The following is an 18,598-nucleotide window of genomic DNA, read 5'->3' as shown; positions in this document are numbered from 1 at the left end:
GGTCGTTGGAGAAGACCCGCTACGCGATCGTCGGCACCGGGTCCCGGGCCGCCATGTTCGTCCGGGCGCTCACCGCCGAGCACCGCGACGCCTGCGAGCTCGTCGCCCTGGCCGACCCCAACCCGGTCCGCATCGCCGCGCACAACGCCCGGCTGCCCGCGCCGGTGCCCGCCTACCCCGCCACCGAGTTCGCCGCCATGATCGAGCGCGAGCGGGTGGACGTGGTGGTCGTGTGCACCGTGGACCGGTACCACGACGAGTACATCGTGGCCGCCCTGGAGGCCGGCTGCGACGTGCTCACCGAGAAGCCGATGACCATCGACGCCCCGCGCTGCGCGCGCATCCTCGACGCCGAGCGGCGCACCGGCCGCCGCGTGCGGGTCACCTTCAACTACCGCTACAACCCGCTGCACGAGGCGGTGAAGCGGGTGCTGGCCGCCGGCGAGATCGGCGTCGTCGGCTCGGTGCACTTCGAGTGGCTGCTCGACGTGCGCCACGGCGCCGACTACTTCCGCCGCTGGCACCGCGACAAGGCCGACTCCGGCGGGCTGCTGGTGCACAAGGCCGGGCACCACTTCGACCTGGTCAACTGGTGGCTGGCCGAGGAGCCGATCCAGGTGTACGCCCAGGGCCGCCTCTTCTTCTACGGTCCGGCAGGGGCGGGGGAGGGCGCGGGGAACTTCGCCGTCGACATGAGCGACCCGGAGCTGGCCGCGCTCTACGGGCCCGCCGCCGTGCGGGCCGACGGCTACCGGCGCGACCGGGACGTCTTCGCCCCCGGGGTGAGCATCGAGGACGACCTCGCGGTGCTGGTCTCCTACCGGGGCGGGGCGAGCATGACGTACCACCTGACCGCCTACGCGCCATGGGAGGGCTACCGGGTCATGTTCAACGGCAGCCGCGGCCGCCTGGAGCTGGAGGTGGTCGAGAGCGACCACGTGGCACCGGACTCGGCCGCCGCCGTGAAGGGCTTCGGCACGCCCACCGAGCGCGGGAAGGTCTCGCTGCGGGTCCACCCGTACTGGGCGCCGCCGCGCGAGATCGAGGTCAGCGACCACCGGCGTAAGGGCCACGGCGGCGCCGACGCCCGCATGCTCGCCGCCCTGCTCGACCCGGACGCCCCCGAGGACCCGCTGGGCCGTGGCGCCGGCGCCGCCGACGGCGCCCGCGCCCTGCTCGTCGGGCTCGCCGCCAACGAGTCCATCGCCACCGGCCGGCCCATCCGCACCGACGACCTGAACCTTGGACGCACCTATGCATGAAGACCAGCTCCTCCCCGCCGAACCGGGGGTCCGCGCCATCGCGCGCGAGCTCTACCGGCACGCCAAGGACCTCCCGCTGATCAGCCCGCACGGGCACGTCGACCCGGCGATCCTGGCCGACGACCGCCCGTTCCCCGACCCGGCCCGGCTCATCGTCGTGCCCGACCACTACGTGACCCGGATGCTGGGCAGCCAGGGCATCCCACCGGCCCGGCTGGGCGTGCCGGCGCTGGACGGCACCGAGGTGGAGACCGACGGCCGCGCCATCTGGCGGCTGCTGGCCGAGCACTGGCACCTCTTGCGGGGCACCCCGTCGCGGCTGTGGACCGAGCGCGTGCTCGCCGAGGTCTTCGAGGTGCCGGTGGCGCTCGGCCCGCGCACCGCCGACGAGGTCTACGACGCCGTCGCCGCCCGGCTGGCCGATCCCGGATTCCGGCCGCGGGCGCTCTTCGAGCGGTTCAACCTCGAGGTGCTGGCCACCACCGAGTCGCCGCTGTCCGACCTCGAGGCGCACGCCAAGCTGGCCGCCGACGGCTGGGGCGGCCCGGGCGGGCGGGTCATCACCACGTTCCGCCCGGACGACCTCGTCGACCTCGACTGGCCCGGCTGGGCCGAGCGGGTCGCGCGGCTGGGCGCCGGCACGTACGCCGAGTTCCTCACCCGCCTGCGCGAGCGCCGCGCCGCCTTCATCGCCGCCGGCGCCACCTCCAGCGACCACGGCCACGCGAGCGCGGCCACCCTGGCCCTCGGCCCGGCGGAGGCGTCCGCGCTGTTCGACCGGGCGCTGCGCGGGCGGGCCGAGGCCGGCGACGCCGAGCGGTTCCGCGCACACATGCTGGTCGAGTTCGCCCGCATGTCCGTCGAGGACGGGCTCGTCATGCAGCTGCACCCCGGCGCCGTGCGCAACCACAACGCGGCGCTGCACGCCCGGCACGGCCGCGACGTGGGCGGCGACATCCCCGGCCCGACCGAGTACGTGCGCGCGCTCAAGCCGCTGCTCGACGCGTTCGGCACCGACCCGCGGTTCCGGCTGGTGCTGTACACCCTGGACGAGACCACGTTCACGCGGGAGCTGGCGCCGATCGCGGGCGGGTATCCGGCGGTCTTCCTCGGCGCGCCCTGGTGGTTCCTGGACAGCCCCGAGGGGTTGCGCCGCTTCCGGGAGGCGGTCACCGAGACGGCCGGCTTCTACAACACGGCCGGGTTCGTCGACGACACCCGCGCGTTCTGCTCGATCCCGGTCCGCCACGACGTGGCCCGGCGCGTCGACGCCGGGTTCCTCGCCCGGCTGGTCGCCGAGCACCGGCTGCCGCTCGACGAGGCCGCCGAGACCATCGCCGACCTCGCCTACCACCTGCCCCGGCGCGTCTTCCAGCGCACTGTCCACAATGGAGTTTCGGCGTGAGTGTCATCACCGGCCTGACCGTCCACGACGTGCGGTTCCCGACGGCCGCGGCCGGCGACGGCTCCGACGCCATCAACCGCGGCGACTACTCGGCCACCTACGTCGTGGTCGAGGACGCCGGCGGGGCCCGCGGCTACGGCCTCACCTTCACCAACGGCCGCGGCAACGAGCTCACCTGTGCCGCCGTCGAGGCGCTCGGCCACCACGTCGTCGGGCACGAGGCCGAGGCGCTGTGCACCGCCGAGGGGGCCCGCACGCTCACCGCCGACGTGCAGCTGCGCTGGCTCGGTCCGGAGAAGGGGGTCATCCACATGGCGGCGGGCGCGCTGCTCAACGCCGTGTGGGACCTGCGGGCCCGGCGGGCCGGCGCGCCGATGTGGCGGCTGCTGGCCGAGCTGCCGACCGCGGACCTCGTGGCCGCCGTCGACTTCCGGCACATCGCCGACGCGCTCACCCCCGCCGAGGCGGCCGCAATCCTGGACGCGGGGCTGGAGGGCTACGCCGGACGCCTCGAACGGGCGCGGCTGGAGGGCTTCCCGGCGTACACCACCTCCGTGGGCTGGCTGGGCTACGACGACGAGAAGGTCCGCGCGCTCACCCGGGCCGCGGTCAAGGACGGCTGGACCGCGGTGAAGATGAAGGTCGGCGGCCCGATCGGCGACGACGTGCGCCGGGCCGGGATCATCCGGTCCGAGATCGGCCCGGGCGCGCTGCTCATGATGGACGCCAACCAGGTCTGGGACGTCGGCGAGGCGATCGCCAACATGGAGCGGCTGGTCGCCTTCGACCCGTACTGGATCGAGGAGCCCACCCACGCCGACGACGTCCTCGGCCACGCCGCGATCCAGCGGGCGCTGGGCGATCGGTGCCGGGTCGCCACCGGCGAGGTCGGGGCCAACCGGGTCATCTTCAAGCAGCTGCTGCAGGCCGGCGCGATCGGCGTCATGCAGGTCGACGCCTGCCGGGTCGCGGGCGTGGGCGAGGTGCTGGCCGAGCTGCTGCTGGCGGCGAAGTTCGGCGTGGCGGTGTGCCCGCACGCCGGCGGGGTGGGGCTGTGCGAGTACGTGCAGCACCTGTCCTTCTTCGACTATCTGCGGGTGTCGCGGTCGATGCGGGGGCGGATGATCGAGTACGTGGACCATCTGCACGAGCACTTCACCGATCCGGTCCGCGTGACCGGCGGACGCTACCGGCTGCCCGAGCGGCCCGGCTACAGCGTCGAGCTGCGCCCGGAGTCCGTGGCGCACTACGCCTTCCCGGCGGGGCCCGCATGGAGCGCCTGAGCCTTCGCGCCCTCGGCGGCCTCGAGCATCGCCCGGCGATCCGGCGCGGGGACGCGGGCGTCGGCATCCTGCACCTCGGGCTCGGCGCGTTCCACCGGGCCCACCAGGCCGTGTTCACCGAGGACGCGATCGCCAAGGGCGGCGGCGACTGGGCCATCGCCGCCGTCGCGCCCCGCTCCCGGGCGGTGCTCGACCCGCTGCTGGAGCAGGACCTGCTGTACAGCGTCCTCACCATCGACGCCGAGGGCGTGCGCCCGCGCGTGCTCGGCGTGCACGCGGCCGCCCTGCACGCCGCGAGCGACCCGGCCGCCGTCGAGGCGCGCCTGGCCGACCCCGCCGTGCGGATCGTGACGCTCACCGTCACCGAGAAGGCCTACCGCCCCGGCTCGGAGGTGCTCCGGCTGCTGCTGCGCGGGCTGCGGGCCCGGGGCGGCGCGCCGCTGGCCCTGGTCAGCTGCGACAACCTGCCCGGCAACGGGCACCGGCTGCGCGAGCTGGTCGCCGCCGAGCTGGGCGCCTGCGAGGGGTTGGGCTTTCCCTGCACGATGGTCGACCGGATCGTGCCGGCCAGCACCGAGGGCACCTACGCCACCGCGCAGGCCGCGCTCGGGGTCGTCGACCGGGCCGCGGTGGCCGCCGAGCCGTTCAGCCAGTGGGTCATCGAGGACGACTTCCCCGCGGGGCGTCCGGCGTGGGACCTCGCCGGTGCGGTGCTCACCGCCGACGTCGCCCCGTGGGAGCGGCTCAAGCTGCGGATGCTCAACGGGGTCCACTCGGCGCTGGCGTACCTCGGCGCCCTGGCCGGCGCGCCCACCATCGACCGGGCGCTCGCCCTGCCCGGGATGCGCGCGGCGATGGAGCGGCTCATCCGCACCGACATCGCGCCGACGCTGCGCCCGCCGGACGGGGTCTCCATCGAGGCGTACGGCGAGCGCGTCCTCGAGCGCTTCGCCAACCCGGCCCTTCGCCACCGCACGCTGCAGGTGGCCATGGACGGCTCGCAGAAGCTCCCGCAGCGGCTGCTCGGCACCATCGCGGACCGGCGGGCGGCGGGGGCCGTCCCGCGGTACGCCACCCTCGTCCTCGCCGCCTGGATCCGCTTCGTGCGCGGCGAGGCCGACGACGGCACCCCGCTGCCGCTGGAGGACCCGCTCGCCGACCGGCTGCGGGCCGCCCGCTCGCCGCTGGAGCTCGACGCCGTCTTCCCGCCCGGCTTCGCCGACGACGCCGAGCTGCGCGCCGCCCTGGACGAGTGGGGCCGCGCCCTCGACCGCCACGGCGTCGCCGGCACCCTGGAGGCGCTGTGACGACCACGGTCGCGCTGATCGGCGCGGCGGGCCACGGCGCCTGGCACCTGCGGGCCATCGAGGGCCTCGGCCCGCGGGTCCGGCTGGTCGCCACCTGCGACGTGCAGCCCGGCTTCGACTACGCCGACCACCGGGCCATGCTGCGCGAGCGGCGGCCCGACGTCGTGGTGGTCTGCACCCCGCCGCACACCCACCTGCCGATCGCGCTGGACGTCCTCGAGGCCGGGGCCGACCTGCTGCTGGAGAAGCCGCCGGTGCTCTCGCTGGCCGACCACCGCACCCTCGCCGCGGCCGCCGCCGGGCGGGCCGTGCAGGTGGGCTTCCAGGCCCTCGGCTCGCCCACCCTGGCCGCGCTGCCCGAGCGGGTCGGCGAGGTCACCGTGGTCTCGGTCGCCGGGGCGTGGTGGCGGCCGGACGCCTACTGGGCGCGCTCCTCCTGGGCCGGGCGCCGCGGGCGGGACGGCGCGCTCGTGAACCCCTTCGCCCACGCGCTCATGCAGGCCCTGGCCATCACCGGGATGCGTCCACCGTGGACGCTCAGTCTCGACCGGTACCGCACCCGCGCCGCCGTCGAGGTGGAGGACACGGCCACGCTGCGCCTCACCGCGCCCGACGGCCGGGGCGTGTTCGTGGCCGTCACCCTGTGCGCGAGCGAGTACGTGGCCGGCGACATCGCCGTCACCGGCACGCTCGGCGCCGCGACCGTCGGCTACACCCAGGACACCCTCGACGGCGAGGTCCTGCCCGGCCGGGCGGGCCTGCTGGAGAACCTGCTCGACCACCGCGACCGCGGCGAGCTGCTGCTGGTCCCGCTGGAGCGGACCGAACCCTTCACCGCCCTGGCCGAGGCGATCCTGGCCGAGGACCCGCCGGCGCTGCTCGCACCCGGACGGCTGGCCCGGCGCCCCGACGGCGTCGAGATCCCCGGCGCGGCCGAGCTGGTCCGCCGGGCCGCGGCCGAGCGCGCCCACTTCCGCGAGATCGGAGCCTTCGCATGAGGAAACTGTCAGTCGCCGACCTGCCCGACGGCGGCACCCCGGCCACCCTCGCCGCGATCGGCGGCGGCTGGGGGCCGGTGCGGCGGGGCGGCATCAGCCGGTACGACGCGCCCGGGCACCGCACCCATGCCGAGTCGGACGTCCACGTGCACGACGTGCCCGAGATCTTCACGATCGTGCAGGGCGCCGGCGTGCTGGAGCTCGACGGGGCGCCCGGGCCGCGCTTCGCCGCCGGGGACATCCTCGTCATCGAGCCCGGCGAGAACCACCACCTGATCAGCGACGGGGACGTGCCGCTGGTCTTCACCTGGATGCACCTGTCGGCCCCGGCGGACTGACCCGGGCCGCCGAAATCGTTCGCTGACCGGCGGGCCCGCGCCATACGCTCGGGGCATGCGACCGGTGCAGGACGTCGTCTCCCGGATCCGGTACGACGCCAGGTTGGACGCCGCCCGGTTCGTCATCGGCTACGAGGACCGCGGCGCCGGGCTGCGGGAGACGCCGCTGCTCGCCTTCGTCGGGGGCGGGGACGTGCCGTGGCACCGGGTCCAGTACGTCAAGGCCGGCCAGGTCGTCGTCTGGGACCGCCGGACCAGGGTCGACCTCGTCTTCGACGCCGCCGTCGACCTCGGCGCGCTGGGCGAGCCCGAGGCCCGCTCCCCGCGCCGGCCGTCCGGGCGGGCCGTCTCGGCCTTCGGGGCGGCCGACTGCCTGCGCTTCGACCCGGTGGCGGGGGAGTGGGGGCCGGCCGGGCCGCCCGCGCCGGTGCACGCCGACGTGGTGCAGGTGGCCACGTTCAACGTCCTCTCCGACGCCTACGACCGCGAGCTGACCTATCCCGAGCTGCGCCGGCCCGCCTGCGTCGAGCTGCTCGCCGGCCTCGGCGCCGACGTGGTCGCGCTGCACGAGGTCACCCACGAGCTGTGGGCGGCGCTGCTGGACGCGCCGTGGGTGCGCGCCGGCTACTGCGTCTCGGCCGGCCCGGACGCCGAAATCGGCTACGGCACCACGCTGATCTCGCGCTGGCCGCTTGCCCTGGAGGTGCACCGGCTGTCGGCGTACAAGCGGCTCGTCCTCGGGCACACCGTGCTCAACGGGCGGCGCACCGGCTTCGTGGCCGCGCACCTGACCAGCGACCACACCGAGGGGGCGGAGCAGCGGCGCGAGCACCAGCTGCGGGTCGTCGAGGAGCGGCTCGGGCGCGGGGACCTGGAGGCCGCGGTGCTGCTCACCGACCTCAACGCCGGGGACGAGGCGGCGCCGTCGGTGCCCGGCTACGTGGACGCGTGGCGGGCCCTGCACCCGCACGAGGCCGGCTTCACCTTCGACCCCGCCGCGAACCCGCTCGCCGCCGTCGCCTCGCGGACCGGCCGGGCCGGCCGGCTCGACCGCGTCCTCGTCCGCGGGCCGCTGACCCCGGTGGTGGCCGAGCGCTTCGCCGACCGGCCCTTCGACGGCTCCTCGAAGTACGTCTCGGACCATTTCGGCGTCACGGCGCTGCTGCAGCCGGCGGTCTCGACCGTCGACGCGCTGCCCGTGCACACCTCGGCGCTGGTGATCCGGCCGCCGGAGCGGGTGTGGCCGGCGATCCAGGCGGTGCGGCGGGTCCACGACCCGTCGTACCGGCGCTGGATGCCGCACATCAACCTCGTCTACGGCTTCGTGCCGGAGGCCGACTTCGAGGAGGCCGCGCGGGTGGCCGCGGCGGCGGTCGAGGGCTTCGGGCCGATCCGCGTCCGGCTCGCCCGGGCGCGCACCTTCCGGCACCGGGCCAGCACGACCGTCTGGCTGGAGCCGGAGGTCACGCCGCCGGGCGCGCTGCACCGGCTGCAGGCGGCGCTGGCCGAGCGCTTCCCCACCTGCCGGGAGCGGGAGGGCTTCACCCCGCACCTCAGCGTGGCCAAGCTGACCGGCGCCGCGACGCTGCGGCTCGACGACTGGGAGCCCGTCGAGTTCACGGTCACCGCGGTGGACCTCATCAGCCGCCGGGGCGGCGAGCCCTTCGCGGTGCGCCGCACGGTCCCCTTCGCCACCGGCCACGACGCGGCCCGGGCGCTGGTCGAGGACGCCTGCGCCGCGCTCGCGCCCGGCTCCCGCGTCCACGTGGTCGGCTCCGTCCGGCTGGGCGTCGCCACCGAGTCCACGGACCTCGACCTGGTGTGGGCCTCGCCCGCGTCGGGGCTGTCCGAGCTGGCCGGGCTGCTGCCCGGGGCGCGGCTGGCCGGCGCCGTCGTTCCCGTGCTGCGGGCGAGCGTGGCCGGGGTCAGCGTCGACGTGCAGCACGTGGCCGTCGACCGGCTCGACCCGGCCGATCCCCGGCTGGACGACGCCGGGCGGCGGGCCGTCCTCGCCGTCGTGGACGCCGACGCGCTGCTGGAGGGCCTGGACCCGGCCGCGTTCCGGGCGCTGCTGGGCGAGGTCCGCGCATGGGCCCGCGAGCGGGAGCTGGACGGCGCCGCCTGGGGCCTGGTCGGCGGCTTCAGCTGGGCCGTGCTCACCGCCGAGGCCATGCGCCACAGCGCGCGCGACCTCGACGGCTTCCTGCGCCACTGCGCCGGGCACCCGCGCCGCCCGCGCTCGGGGGACCGGCACGCCTACTGGCCGGTGTACTCCCCGACGCCGCCGGGCGTGAACACGACCCGCACGATGACCCGCTCGACGGCCGCGCTCGTCGAGGCCGCGCTGCACGGCCGCCCGGGGCCCGGCCCGCACGGGCGGGTCGTCGAGCTGGGCGGCGGCGACGACCTCGACGGCCGCGTGCTCGGGCTGGTCCTCGCGCTCGAGGACGCGGGCGCCACGGTCCGGCCCTACCCGCGCCGCCGCGCCCTCGGCATCGACGGCGGCGACCCGGCGGCCATCGACACGGCCCTGGCCGCCGCGGGTGAGGCGGCACCTCCGAACGGGTGACCGGGTGAAACTTTCCTCATCTCGTGGGAGTTAGTCCGAACGTGCACGAATGTCCCCGGTAGAGCTGAATAATCCCAGCTCGGGGGAAACGCACTGGTGAAGTGTCGTGACGATGTCCTTATGTCGCGTTGACGCGATATGGGGGGAATTGGTCAGATACCCCCTCTTGATCGCATTCAAGGGATCGCATTCAAGGTTCGAAGGGGTGCCGACACTTGCGCCTGTACAGATTGCTCATCGGCGGGATCCTGGCGGCCGTCGTCTCCGCGCTGTTGCCCAGCGTGACGGCGTACGCGATCGGCGCCAACCTCATCGGTAACCCTTCGGCCGAGACGGCTCAGGGGTCCGGGCCGGCCAGCTGGACCTTCGACAAGTGGGGCACCAACCAGGCCACGTCGAGCTGGAAGTCCGGCGGCAAGGACGGCCAGAAGAGCCTGGCCGTCACCATGACCTCGCGCACCTCCGGCGACGCCAAGTGGATGTCCGCGCCCGTCACGGTGAAGCCGAACACGAAGTACGTGGTCTCGGACTGGTACATCAGCGACGTGACCACGACCCTGGAGGTCGTCTACACCACCGCCGCGGGCAAGCAGACCTTCGTCTGGCTGGCCGACGCCGCCGTCTCCAGCGGCTGGAAGCAGCTGTCGGTCGAGTTCACCACGCCGGCCAACGCGGTCAAGGCGTCCGTCTACCACGTGCTGGCCAAGAAGGGCAGCCTGCAGACCGACCTGTACTTCCTGGCCGAGTCCGGCGCGTCCGACCCGACGCCGACGCCGACCTCGGTGGCGCTCACCGCCCCGGCCGGCGGCGCGACGGTCAGCGGCACCCAGCAGATCGCGGCCACCGCCAGCGCCGACGTGATCGGCGTGAAGTTCGCCGTCGACGGCGTCGACCTCGGCGCCGAGGACACCACCGCGCCGTTCACGGCCAGCTGGGACACGACGAAGGCGACCAACGCCGCGCACACCGTGACGGCCACCGCCCGCACCGCGACCAGCGCCGCCGCGGCCACCACCAAGGTCACCGTGACCGTGAACAACTCGACGGGCACCACGCCGCCGCCGGCCACGCCCGGAAACCTGATCGCCAACCCGTCGGTCGAGACCGCGAACGGGACCGCGCCGTCCGGGTGGACGAGCTCGGCCTGGGGCACCAACACCACGACGTTCAGCTACCTCACCACCGGGCGCACCGGCAGCCGCAGCGTGAAGACGCAGATCACGAAGTACACCAGCGGGGACGCCAAGTGGAGCCCCGCCGCGGTCGCCGTCACGCCGGGCAAGACGTACCAGTACAGCAACTACTACCAGTCCAACGTGGACAGCGAGGTCGACGTCGAGGTCACCATGGCCGACGGCTCGGCGCAGTACGCCTACCTGGCCAGCGCCCCGGCGTCGTCGAGCTGGGCGAAGGTGAGCGCGCAGTACACCGTCCCGGCCGGCGCCAAGAAGATCACCGTCTTCCAGGTCCTGGCCAAGGTCGGCTGGATCACCGCCGACGACTTCTCCCTCGCCGAGTACACCCCGGCGCAGCTCAGCCGCGCACTGGTCAGCCTCACGTTCGACGACGGGTGGCTCTCGCAGTACACCGCGGGCGTGCCGCTGCTGGACAAATACCACATGGACGCCACGTACTACCTGCTCACCAGTACCGTCGACTACCCGGACTACATGACCAAGGCGCAAATGGGCGACCTGGCCAACCACGGCATCGAGATCGCCTCGCACACCGTCGACCATCCGCACCTGCCGACGCTGACCGCGGCGAAGGTCGACAGCGAGCTCAAGGACAGCCAGGCCACGCTGCGGCAGTGGTACGGGCCGACCGTGGCCAAGAACTTCGCCACGCCCTACGGCGAGTACAACGCCACCGTGCTGAGCACCAGCAAGAAGTACTACCGCTCGCACCGCTCCACGGACGAGGGCTACAACACCAAGGACAGCACCGACGTCAACAACATCAAGGTGCAGAACATCCTGAACACCACGACGCCGGCCCAGGTCGGCCAGTGGATCGACCAGGCTATCCGGGACAAGAGCTGGCTGGTGCTGGTGTACCACGAGGTCTCCGCCTCCGCCGAGGACCCGACCTACGCCGTCACCCCGGCCAACCTCGAGGCCGAGCTGAAGCTGATCCAGCAGAAGGGCATCGCGGTGCGCACGGTCGATCAGGCGCTCGACGAGGTCGTGCCGCAGCTGGCCTAACATGGGACGCGTGGGGTGGATCACCAAGGACCTGGCACAGTTCCTGTTCGGCCGGGATCCGGCGGTCCACCCCAAGACGCGCCTGGGCCGCGCGCTGCCCACCATCGGCGTCCTCGTCGGCTTCCTGCTGGGGGTCGCGGCCTACCAGTACTACCTCGGCAACGCCACCCGCGGCGGCCAGGTCTGGTACGTCCTGTGCTCCGTCCTCATCGGCCTGTCGATCGCGCTGGTCGCCTCCCGGCCGCTGCTGGCCTGGCGGCTGGCGTTTCTCACGGCGATCCTCGCCAGCCTGCGGGTACACCTGCACCAGGGCACGCCCTGGACGTTCCAGCCGGTGCAGATCCTGAGCTACCCGCTGATCCTCTTCGTGGTGGCGGTCCGGCACCGCCGCGGCGTGGTGATCTGGGCCGGCGTGTCGGCGGTGCTGCTCATCCTGTCCTACGTCCAGCCGCAGAACATCGCGGGCCTGATGCTGGCCCTGCTGGCGGTGCTGGTCGTCGGCGACCAGATCCGGCGCCGCCGCGAGGTCCAGCGCGCGCTGGCCGAGGAGGAGGAGCGCACCGAGCTCGCCCAGGCCCGCCAGGCGGTGGTCGAGCAGCGCAACCGCATCGCCCGCGAGATGCACGACGTGGTGGCCCACCACATGTCGCTGATCGCCGTGCGGGCCGAGACCGCCGTCTACCGCATCGAGGGCGTGCCGCCGGCCGTCGCCGAGGAGCTCCAGGCCATCGCCGGCACGTCACGGGAGGCCCTCACCGAGATGCGGCGCCTGCTCGGCGTGCTGCGCGACGACTCCGTCCCGCTGACCGAGCCCCAGCCGACCCTCGACGAGCTGGCCGGGCTGGTCCGCGAGGCCCGGGAGGCCGGTGTGCCGGTCGAGTTCGCGCCGCTGCCCGGCGTCGAGGTGCCCCCGGGGGTCGGCCTGGCCGCCTTCCGCATCGTGCAGGAGGCCCTGAGCAACGCCCGCCGCCACGCCGCGGGCTCGCCCGTCACGATCCGGCTGTCGCGCGACGAGTCGGACCTGACCGTCTTCGTGCGCAACGAGCTGACGAACGGCGGGCCGCATTCGGACGCCAAGGGTCACGGCCTGCTCGGCATGCGCGAGCGGGCCGCCGCCGTCGGCGGGACCCTGACCGCCGGGCCCGTCGAGGACCGCGGATACGAGGTCGTCGCCACGCTGCCGCTGAACGGAGACGCATGATCAAGATCCTGATCGTGGACGACCAGGCGATGGTCCGGCAGGGCTTCGCCGCGCTGCTGGCCGCCCAGCCCGACTTCACCGTGGTCGGCGATGCCGACAACGGCGAGCAGGGCGTGGCGCTGGCCCGCGAGCGCGCCCCCGACGTGGTGCTCATGGACATCCGTATGCCGGTGCTGGACGGCCTGGAGGCGACCCGCCGCCTGCTCGGCGGGGCCCCCGGCCTGCACCGGCCCCGCGTGCTCATGCTCACCACCTTCGACCTCGACGACTACGTGTTCGAGGCGCTGCGGGCCGGGGCGTCGGGCTTCCTGCTCAAGGACGCGCCCGCGGCCGAACTGGTCAACGCGGTGCGGGTGGTGGCGGCCGGCGACGGGCTGCTGGCGCCGTCGGTCACCCGCAAGCTCATCGAGCAGTTCGCCGCCCGCCCGCGCCAGGTCACGCACCGCCCGGCCAAGCTGCGCGACCTGACCCCGCGGGAGGTCGAGGTGCTGCGGCTCATCGCCCGCGGCCAGTCCAACGCGGAGATCGCCGAGACGCTGGTCGTCGCCGAGCAGACGGTGAAGACCCACGTGAGCCGGGTGCTACAGAAGCTCGACCTGCGCGACCGGGCCCAGGCCGTCGTGTTCGCCTACGAGACGGGCGTGGTCAACGCCGGGGAGTCGTAGTAGCTCCCCGGTGCTACATCGGCATGGCTCCGCGGAGTGACGCCCCGGGGCGGGGCGCCTTCCTACGATCCGCGCATGTACTCCGTTGAGACGCTCATCGACTGGTACCGCGGGCACGCCGCCGACCTGCGGGCCGCCCGCGAGGAGCAGCGGGAGCTGCTGGCCCAGCGCCCGATGCGCCCCAAGCTCGACGACATCGAGGCCGAGATCGCCTACCTGACCGTGCGGGCGCTGCGCCCGCGGGTGGTGGTCGAGATCGGGGCGTACCACGGCTGGTCCACGTCGTGGCTGCTGCGGGCCCTGCGCGACAACGGCGACGGGGTGCTGCACAGCTACGACCGCATCGGCGCGGCCGCCGCGAACCTGCCCGACGAGCTGACCCGGACCCGCTGGCGGTTCACCCGCGGCGACGTGCGCGCCGCCGAGCTGCCCGCCGATCCGGGGTTCGTGCTGGTCGACGCCCGGCACACGGCCGGCTTCGCCCGCTGGTACACCGCCGGCCTGCTGGAGCGGCTGCGGCCCGGGGCCGCGGTCGCCGTGCACGACGTCTTCCACGGCAGGCGCCCGTGGCCGGGCAGCGAGGGCGCGGTGCTGCTGCGCTGGCTGCGCGGCAAGGGCCTCGCGTACCTGACGGCGTCCCGGCGCGGCGACCCCGACCTGCACGACCACCTGCTGAGCCTGAAGCGGCGCCTGCGCATGTCGGCCGCCGTGCACCGCCACTCGTGCGACCCGATGCTCTTCTTCGGTACCGCAGGACTACGCTGCTCTTCCTCGTCTTCCTCGTCTTCCTCGGTACCGCAGGACTACGCGCATGACGGCTCCGCGGTATGACGAGTGGCACCCGGCCCCGTTCCTACCTTGCCCGGCATGCGAACGCTCCTGCTGCTTCCCCTCGCCGCCGCCGTCCTGACCGTCTTCGGCCCCACTCACCCGGCGCACGCCGAGCCGCCGCTGCCGATCCAGAGCGCGCGGTACGCCGACGGCCTGGCCCTGGAGGTCGTGGGCGACCCGTACCGCGCGGAGACGGTGGTCGTGCTCGTGCCCGGCGTGAACACCACCGCGGCCAACTTCGACCACGGCCTCGGCGGCGTCGAGCGCCGGGCCCCGGTGTACCAGGCGCGCTCGCTGGCCGCCGAGATCGCCGCGCTCGGCGGCACCGACGCGGCCGGGAAGGTCGCGGTCGTGGCCTGGCTCGGCTACCACCCGCCGTCGGGCGTCGGCCTCAGCGCGGCCCGGGAGGACCTGGCCGCGGCCGGCGCGGCGGCGCTGCGCGAGTTCGTCGGGCGGCTGCCCGGCCGGCGCATCGTCCTTGTCGGGCACAGCTACGGCTCCACCGTCGTCGGCCTCGCCGCGCCCGGGCTGGACGGGCGGGTCACCGACATCGTGGCGCTCGGCAGCCCCGGCATGGGCGTGGACTCGGCCCGGGACCTGCACACCGCCGCGCACGTGTGGGCCGGCACCGCGGCCGGCGACTGGACCCGGCGCATCCCCGGCGTGCGGGTGGCCGGCGCCGGCCACGGCGCGCACACCTACGACCCCGCGTTCGGCGCCGAGGCCCTGCCGGTCGGCGGGGTCGACGGCCACGACGGGTACTTCGTGCCCGGCACCGAGAGCCTGCGCGCCCTGGCCGGGATTGCCCTGGGCACGTCCGCCGCTCAGCGCTTGTAACCTCCTGGCGGTTGGAGTGCCTCTATCATGCCCCTCGATGTCCGATCGCGCCGTCTATGCTCCTGCGCATGACCGACTTCGACGTGCTGGTCCTGGGCGGCGTCGGCGTGGACACCATCGTCCGCGTGCCCGAGCTGCGCATCCCGTCCGGTGACTACATGCCCGTCTACGACGTCGGGGACTACGTCGGCCACTCGGGCAACGGCGTGGCGCTGGGCTTCACCGCCCTGGGCCTGCGCACCAAGTTCACCGCGCTCGTCGGCGACGACCCGCAGGGCGCGCTGATCCGGGCCCGCTACGCCGCCGCCGGCCTGGACTTCACGGCCTGCCCGGCCCCGAACGGCACCCCGCGCAGCGTCAACCTGGTCGACGCGGCCGGCCGCCGCTTCTCCTTCTTCGACGGCCGCCACCCGGACGGCACGCTCATGCCGGAGGACTCCTACCTGCCGCTGGTCGAGCGGGCCGCGCACGTGCACGTCGTGACCACGCAGACCCCGGCCGTCTGGGCGGCCGCCCGCGAGCTGGGCATCTCCACCTCGACCGACATCCACGCCTGGGACGGCGCCGACGAGTGGGGCTGGTCCCTGGCCGGCCAGGCCGACGTGGTCTTCGTGTCCTCGGCCCGGGCCCCCGACCGCATCGATGACATCATGCGCCGGATCGTCGCCGAGGGCCGCGCGTCGATCGTGGTCGCCACCGAGGGTGAGGCCGGCAGCCGCGTGCTGGCCCGCGGAGGCGAGGACGTGCTGCGCTTCCCGATCGCGAGCCCGGAGCGGCCGGTCGTGGACAGCAACGGCGCCGGCGACGCGTACAGCACCGCGTTCATGAGCCGGTGGCTGCGCGGCCGCCCGCTGGCGGAGTGTGCCCTGGCCGGCGCGGTCTCCGGCGCCTTCGCCTGTGGCGCCGCCGGCACCCACGAGGAGCTCATCACGGAGTCCCAGCTGGCCGCCGCCGTCGACCGCGCCACGCGCTAGCCATGGAGGAGCCCGAGCTTCTCAGCCCGCGGTACCGCATCTGCGTGACCGAGCCGGGCGGTGGGCAACGGCCGGCCGACGAGTCCTGGTGGGCCGGGCGACCGGTGCACGACGACCTCGACTCGTGGCTGGGCGCCCACCTGCGCGCGCCCGGGTCGGCCGAGCGGCCGCTGCTGCTGATCGGCCACCCCGGCGCCGGCAAGACGCTGGTGGTCGAGGCGCTCGCCGGCCGGATGCCGGCCGCCCGGCTCTCGCCGCCGCGCCTGCCGGTCGACGGCGCCGGCACCGCCGGGGTCCTCCTCGTCGACGGGCTCCACGAGCCGCTCCAGGAGGACCCGGCGCGCTGGGCCGGCTACCTCTTCGAGGTGGCCCGGTTCCAGGCCGGGGAGGCGAGCGAGGGGCGGCCCACGGCCGTCGTCGTCGCCTGCCGGACCATCGCCGTGGAGCGCCTCGCCATCCCGGACGGCACCACCGTGGTCAAGCTGGAGGACTTCGACGACGACCAGGTGGCGGCCTGGCTCGCCGCCTGGCACGCGGCCAACGCCGAGGCGATCGCGGCCGGGACGGTGCGCCCGCTGACCCCGGCCGCCGCCCTGCGCCGCCCGGAGCTGGCCCGCCGGCCGCTGCTGCTGTCCCTGCTCGCGCGGTACACCGCCGACCCACGGCGGCCCGCGCCGGACGACGAAGCGGCCACGGGCCGGGTGTACGGCAACGTCCTCGGCGCCCTGCTGGAGCGCGAGCCCGCCGAGCAGGGCCACGTCCTGCGGGTCGCGGCGCTCGGCCTGTTCAACCGCGGCCGCCCGGGCGTGACGGAGACCGAGCTCGCGGAGGACCTGGCCGCCCTGCGCGTGGCCGGGCCGGGGCAACGCCACCCGTTCGCCGACTTCCTCTTCACCCGCGTCCCCGGCCCGCACGGCTACGGGTTCCTGGCCGACGGCTTCGGCGACTACCTGGTCGCCCAGGTCGTCGTCGACGCGCTGGCGGAGGCGGCGTTCGCGGCGTTCGGCCGGCCGCACGCGCACGGCTTCGCCGACGACGGCCTGACCCGGGCGCTGCTGAGCCACCGGCCGCTCGCCACGCGCCCGGCGGTGCTGGCCTTCGCCCGCGACCTGTACGCCACGCTTGCCGAGCCGGAGCGCGACAACATCCCGCACCTGCTGGACAACCTGATGTCCGCCCACCGGTTCCGCCGCCCGAGCCTCCCCTACGACCGCTACCGGCCGCGGCCGGGCAACAACGTGCGGGAGCTCGCGGTGTACTCGGCCAACCTGGTCCTGCTGCGGGTCGCGTTCGCCGGCGGCGCCGAGGTGCCGCTGCGGCGCCTGTTCTACAGCCCGCACGGCAGCCCAGCCGAGGAGTGGGCGGGCACGCTCGACCTGTGGCGGGCGGCGCTGGACCCCGACGACTGGCGGGCCACGGCGGCCGCCGTCCGGCGGGTCGGCGACGCCGTGGTCGCGGACGGCCACCCCGACCCGCGTGAGGATGCCGGGGCGGCCACGGTCTTCCTGTCGTACTGCCGCGAGGACGAGGCCGCCGTCGAGCGGATCTACCAGGCCCTCGGCCGGCGCGGCCTCAAGGTGTGGAAGGACACCCACGACCTGCTCCCCGGCGTGGACTGGGAGCGCAAGATCCGCCGGGCCCTGTCGGAGTACGAGTTCGCGGTCATCTGCCTGTCCCGCACCGCCGTGGCCAAGCGCGGCTTCTTCCAGGTCGAGCTGAAGGTCGCCGCCCGGATGCAGCAGGAGCGCTCCGAGGACGACGTCTACATCATCCCGGTGCGCATCGACGCCGGGCTGCAGGCCCGCGACCTGCCCAGCGCCCTGACCGGCCTGCACGTCGCCGACCTCGCCGCCGACTGGGACCACGGCATCGAGCAGGTCGTGCGCACCATCGCCGCCCACCGGTAGCCGCGGCCCTGTCGGTTTCCCGCGTCCGCGTTGGCGCCGGCCGTCCCCGCCCGGCATCCTCGGCTGCATGGCGAAGCCCGTCGATTCCGAGACCCCGGATGCCCGCCCGGCCGCGCGGTGGCGCCGGGCGGCGCGGCTCGTTCTCGGCTCGGCCGTCGCCGCCGTCCTGCTGGCCGGCCTGGCCACCGAGGGCTGCATGCAGTGGCTGCGGCTGGAGGCGCGCGGCCACGTCTTCGGCGTCGGTGAGGTGCCGGCCGCCCCGGTCGCCCTGGTCCTGGGCGCGCAGGTGTACGCCGATGGCTCCCCGTCGCCGTTCCTGGCCGCCCGCCTGGAGATCGCCCGCGAGCTCTACGCCGCCGGCAAGGTCCGCGCGATCCTGGTCTCCGGCGACCACGGCCGCTGGGAGTACGACGAGCCCACCGCGATGCTGCGCTGGCTGGTCGAGCACGACGTCCCGGCCGCGAAGGTGGTCCGCGACTACGCGGGCTTCGACACCTACGACTCCTGCGCGCGGGCGGTGCGGGTGTTCGGGGTGCGCAGGGCGATCGTCGTCACCCAGGAGTACCACGTGCGGCGGGCCGTGGCCCTGTGCCGCCGCGTGGGCCTGGACGCCGACGGGGTGGGCGACACGACTGCGGCCCGGTTCCGCGAGCCCTGGGTGACGGGCGCCGTGCGCGAGTACGGTGCCGCCGACAAGGCCGCCTACGACGTCCTGTCCGGCCGCGACCCGGTCTTCCTGGGCCGGCACGAGACGGGCATCGAGGAGGCCCTCGCCGGCTGAGGGGCAGGCGTGCCCGCGCGTCATCTCGGGCAACGC

The 18,598-nt window shown here is 74.7% G+C and carries 15 protein-coding genes; all 15 read left to right on the top strand.

Features of this window, described 5'->3' with window-relative positions:
- Nucleotides 1-5 precede the first annotated feature (5 nt).
- Nucleotides 6-1,262 (top strand): Gfo/Idh/MocA family protein, encoded by a 1,257-nt coding sequence (locus tag ABD352_RS08840; protein WP_344611750.1) that lies wholly within the window; start codon nt 6-8, stop codon nt 1,260-1,262.
- A complete protein-coding gene (gene uxaC, locus ABD352_RS08835; RefSeq protein ID WP_344611749.1) occupies nt 1,255-2,667 on the top strand; it encodes a glucuronate isomerase in 1,413 nt (470 codons plus the stop codon). Before ABD352_RS08840 ends, uxaC begins: the two co-directional genes overlap by 8 nt.
- Nucleotides 2,664-3,950 carry an enolase C-terminal domain-like protein gene (locus tag ABD352_RS08830; protein WP_344611748.1) on the top strand — a complete coding sequence of 429 codons (1,287 nt, stop codon included), beginning with the start codon at nt 2,664-2,666 and terminating at the stop codon, nt 3,948-3,950. Before uxaC ends, ABD352_RS08830 begins: the two co-directional genes overlap by 4 nt.
- Nucleotides 3,938-5,257, top strand: coding sequence for a mannitol dehydrogenase family protein (locus ABD352_RS08825; RefSeq protein ID WP_344611747.1), 1,320 nt, complete (start codon nt 3,938-3,940; stop codon nt 5,255-5,257). Before ABD352_RS08830 ends, ABD352_RS08825 begins: the two co-directional genes overlap by 13 nt.
- On the top strand, nt 5,254-6,255 hold the full coding sequence (locus ABD352_RS08820; RefSeq protein WP_344611746.1) for a Gfo/Idh/MocA family protein: 1,002 nt from the start codon (nt 5,254-5,256) through the stop codon (nt 6,253-6,255). The genes ABD352_RS08825 and ABD352_RS08820 overlap by 4 nt, the downstream gene beginning before the upstream one ends.
- Complete coding sequence (locus ABD352_RS08815) at nt 6,252-6,593, top strand: cupin domain-containing protein (RefSeq protein WP_344611745.1); 342 nt, start codon at nt 6,252-6,254, stop codon at nt 6,591-6,593. The genes ABD352_RS08820 and ABD352_RS08815 overlap by 4 nt, the downstream gene beginning before the upstream one ends.
- A 55-nt stretch (nt 6,594-6,648) precedes the next feature.
- Nucleotides 6,649-9,162, top strand: a complete 2,514-nt coding sequence (locus tag ABD352_RS08810) for an RNA repair domain-containing protein (protein ID WP_344611744.1) — start codon at nt 6,649-6,651, stop codon at nt 9,160-9,162.
- Nucleotides 9,163-9,377: 215 nt separating this feature from the next.
- The gene (locus ABD352_RS08805; protein WP_344611743.1) at nt 9,378-11,366 is read left to right on the top strand and encodes a polysaccharide deacetylase family protein; all 1,989 of its coding nucleotides are present in this window, start codon (nt 9,378-9,380) and stop codon (nt 11,364-11,366) included.
- 10 nt (nt 11,367-11,376) lie between these two features.
- The gene (locus tag ABD352_RS08800) at nt 11,377-12,567 is read left to right on the top strand and encodes a sensor histidine kinase (protein WP_344611742.1); all 1,191 of its coding nucleotides are present in this window, start codon (nt 11,377-11,379) and stop codon (nt 12,565-12,567) included.
- Entirely contained in the window at nt 12,564-13,232 is a 669-nt protein-coding gene (locus ABD352_RS08795) for a response regulator (RefSeq protein WP_344611741.1), read from the top strand. Before ABD352_RS08800 ends, ABD352_RS08795 begins: the two co-directional genes overlap by 4 nt.
- Before the next feature lie 75 nt (nt 13,233-13,307).
- Entirely contained in the window at nt 13,308-14,063 is a 756-nt protein-coding gene (locus ABD352_RS08790; protein WP_344611740.1) for a class I SAM-dependent methyltransferase, read from the top strand.
- Nucleotides 14,064-14,099: 36 nt separating this feature from the next.
- A complete protein-coding gene (locus ABD352_RS08785; protein WP_344611739.1) occupies nt 14,100-14,900 on the top strand; it encodes an alpha/beta hydrolase in 801 nt (266 codons plus the stop codon).
- Between the two features lie 68 nt (nt 14,901-14,968).
- Nucleotides 14,969-15,874, top strand: coding sequence for a carbohydrate kinase family protein (locus ABD352_RS08780; RefSeq protein WP_344611738.1), 906 nt, complete (start codon nt 14,969-14,971; stop codon nt 15,872-15,874).
- Nucleotides 15,875-15,876: 2 nt separating this feature from the next.
- Nucleotides 15,877-17,781, top strand: a complete 1,905-nt coding sequence (locus ABD352_RS08775; RefSeq protein ID WP_344611737.1) for a TIR domain-containing protein — start codon at nt 15,877-15,879, stop codon at nt 17,779-17,781.
- Nucleotides 17,782-17,848: 67 nt separating this feature from the next.
- Entirely contained in the window at nt 17,849-18,562 is a 714-nt protein-coding gene (locus tag ABD352_RS08770; protein WP_344611736.1) for a SanA/YdcF family protein, read from the top strand.
- Nucleotides 18,563-18,598 lie beyond the last annotated feature (36 nt).

Origin of the sequence: Dactylosporangium salmoneum, from assembly GCF_039532525.1 — a bacterium.
GTDB lineage: Bacteria > Actinomycetota > Actinomycetes > Mycobacteriales > Micromonosporaceae > Dactylosporangium > Dactylosporangium salmoneum.
This window is presented reverse-complemented; position numbering and strand designations above follow the sequence as displayed.

Coding starts and splice junctions, on each gene's coding strand:
- ABD352_RS08825 (WP_344611747.1), top strand. CDS start 3,938: ATGGAGCGCCTGAGCCTTCGCGCCCTCGGCGGCCTCGAGCATCGCCCG.
- ABD352_RS08775 (WP_344611737.1), top strand. CDS start 15,877: ATGGAGGAGCCCGAGCTTCTCAGCCCGCGGTACCGCATCTGCGTGACC.
- ABD352_RS08815 (WP_344611745.1), top strand. CDS start 6,252: ATGAGGAAACTGTCAGTCGCCGACCTGCCCGACGGCGGCACCCCGGCC.
- ABD352_RS08790 (WP_344611740.1), top strand. CDS start 13,308: ATGTACTCCGTTGAGACGCTCATCGACTGGTACCGCGGGCACGCCGCC.
- ABD352_RS08795 (WP_344611741.1), top strand. CDS start 12,564: ATGATCAAGATCCTGATCGTGGACGACCAGGCGATGGTCCGGCAGGGC.
- ABD352_RS08785 (WP_344611739.1), top strand. CDS start 14,100: ATGCGAACGCTCCTGCTGCTTCCCCTCGCCGCCGCCGTCCTGACCGTC.
- ABD352_RS08810 (WP_344611744.1), top strand. CDS start 6,649: ATGCGACCGGTGCAGGACGTCGTCTCCCGGATCCGGTACGACGCCAGG.
- ABD352_RS08770 (WP_344611736.1), top strand. CDS start 17,849: ATGGCGAAGCCCGTCGATTCCGAGACCCCGGATGCCCGCCCGGCCGCG.
- uxaC (WP_344611749.1), top strand. CDS start 1,255: ATGCATGAAGACCAGCTCCTCCCCGCCGAACCGGGGGTCCGCGCCATC.
- ABD352_RS08780 (WP_344611738.1), top strand. CDS start 14,969: ATGACCGACTTCGACGTGCTGGTCCTGGGCGGCGTCGGCGTGGACACC.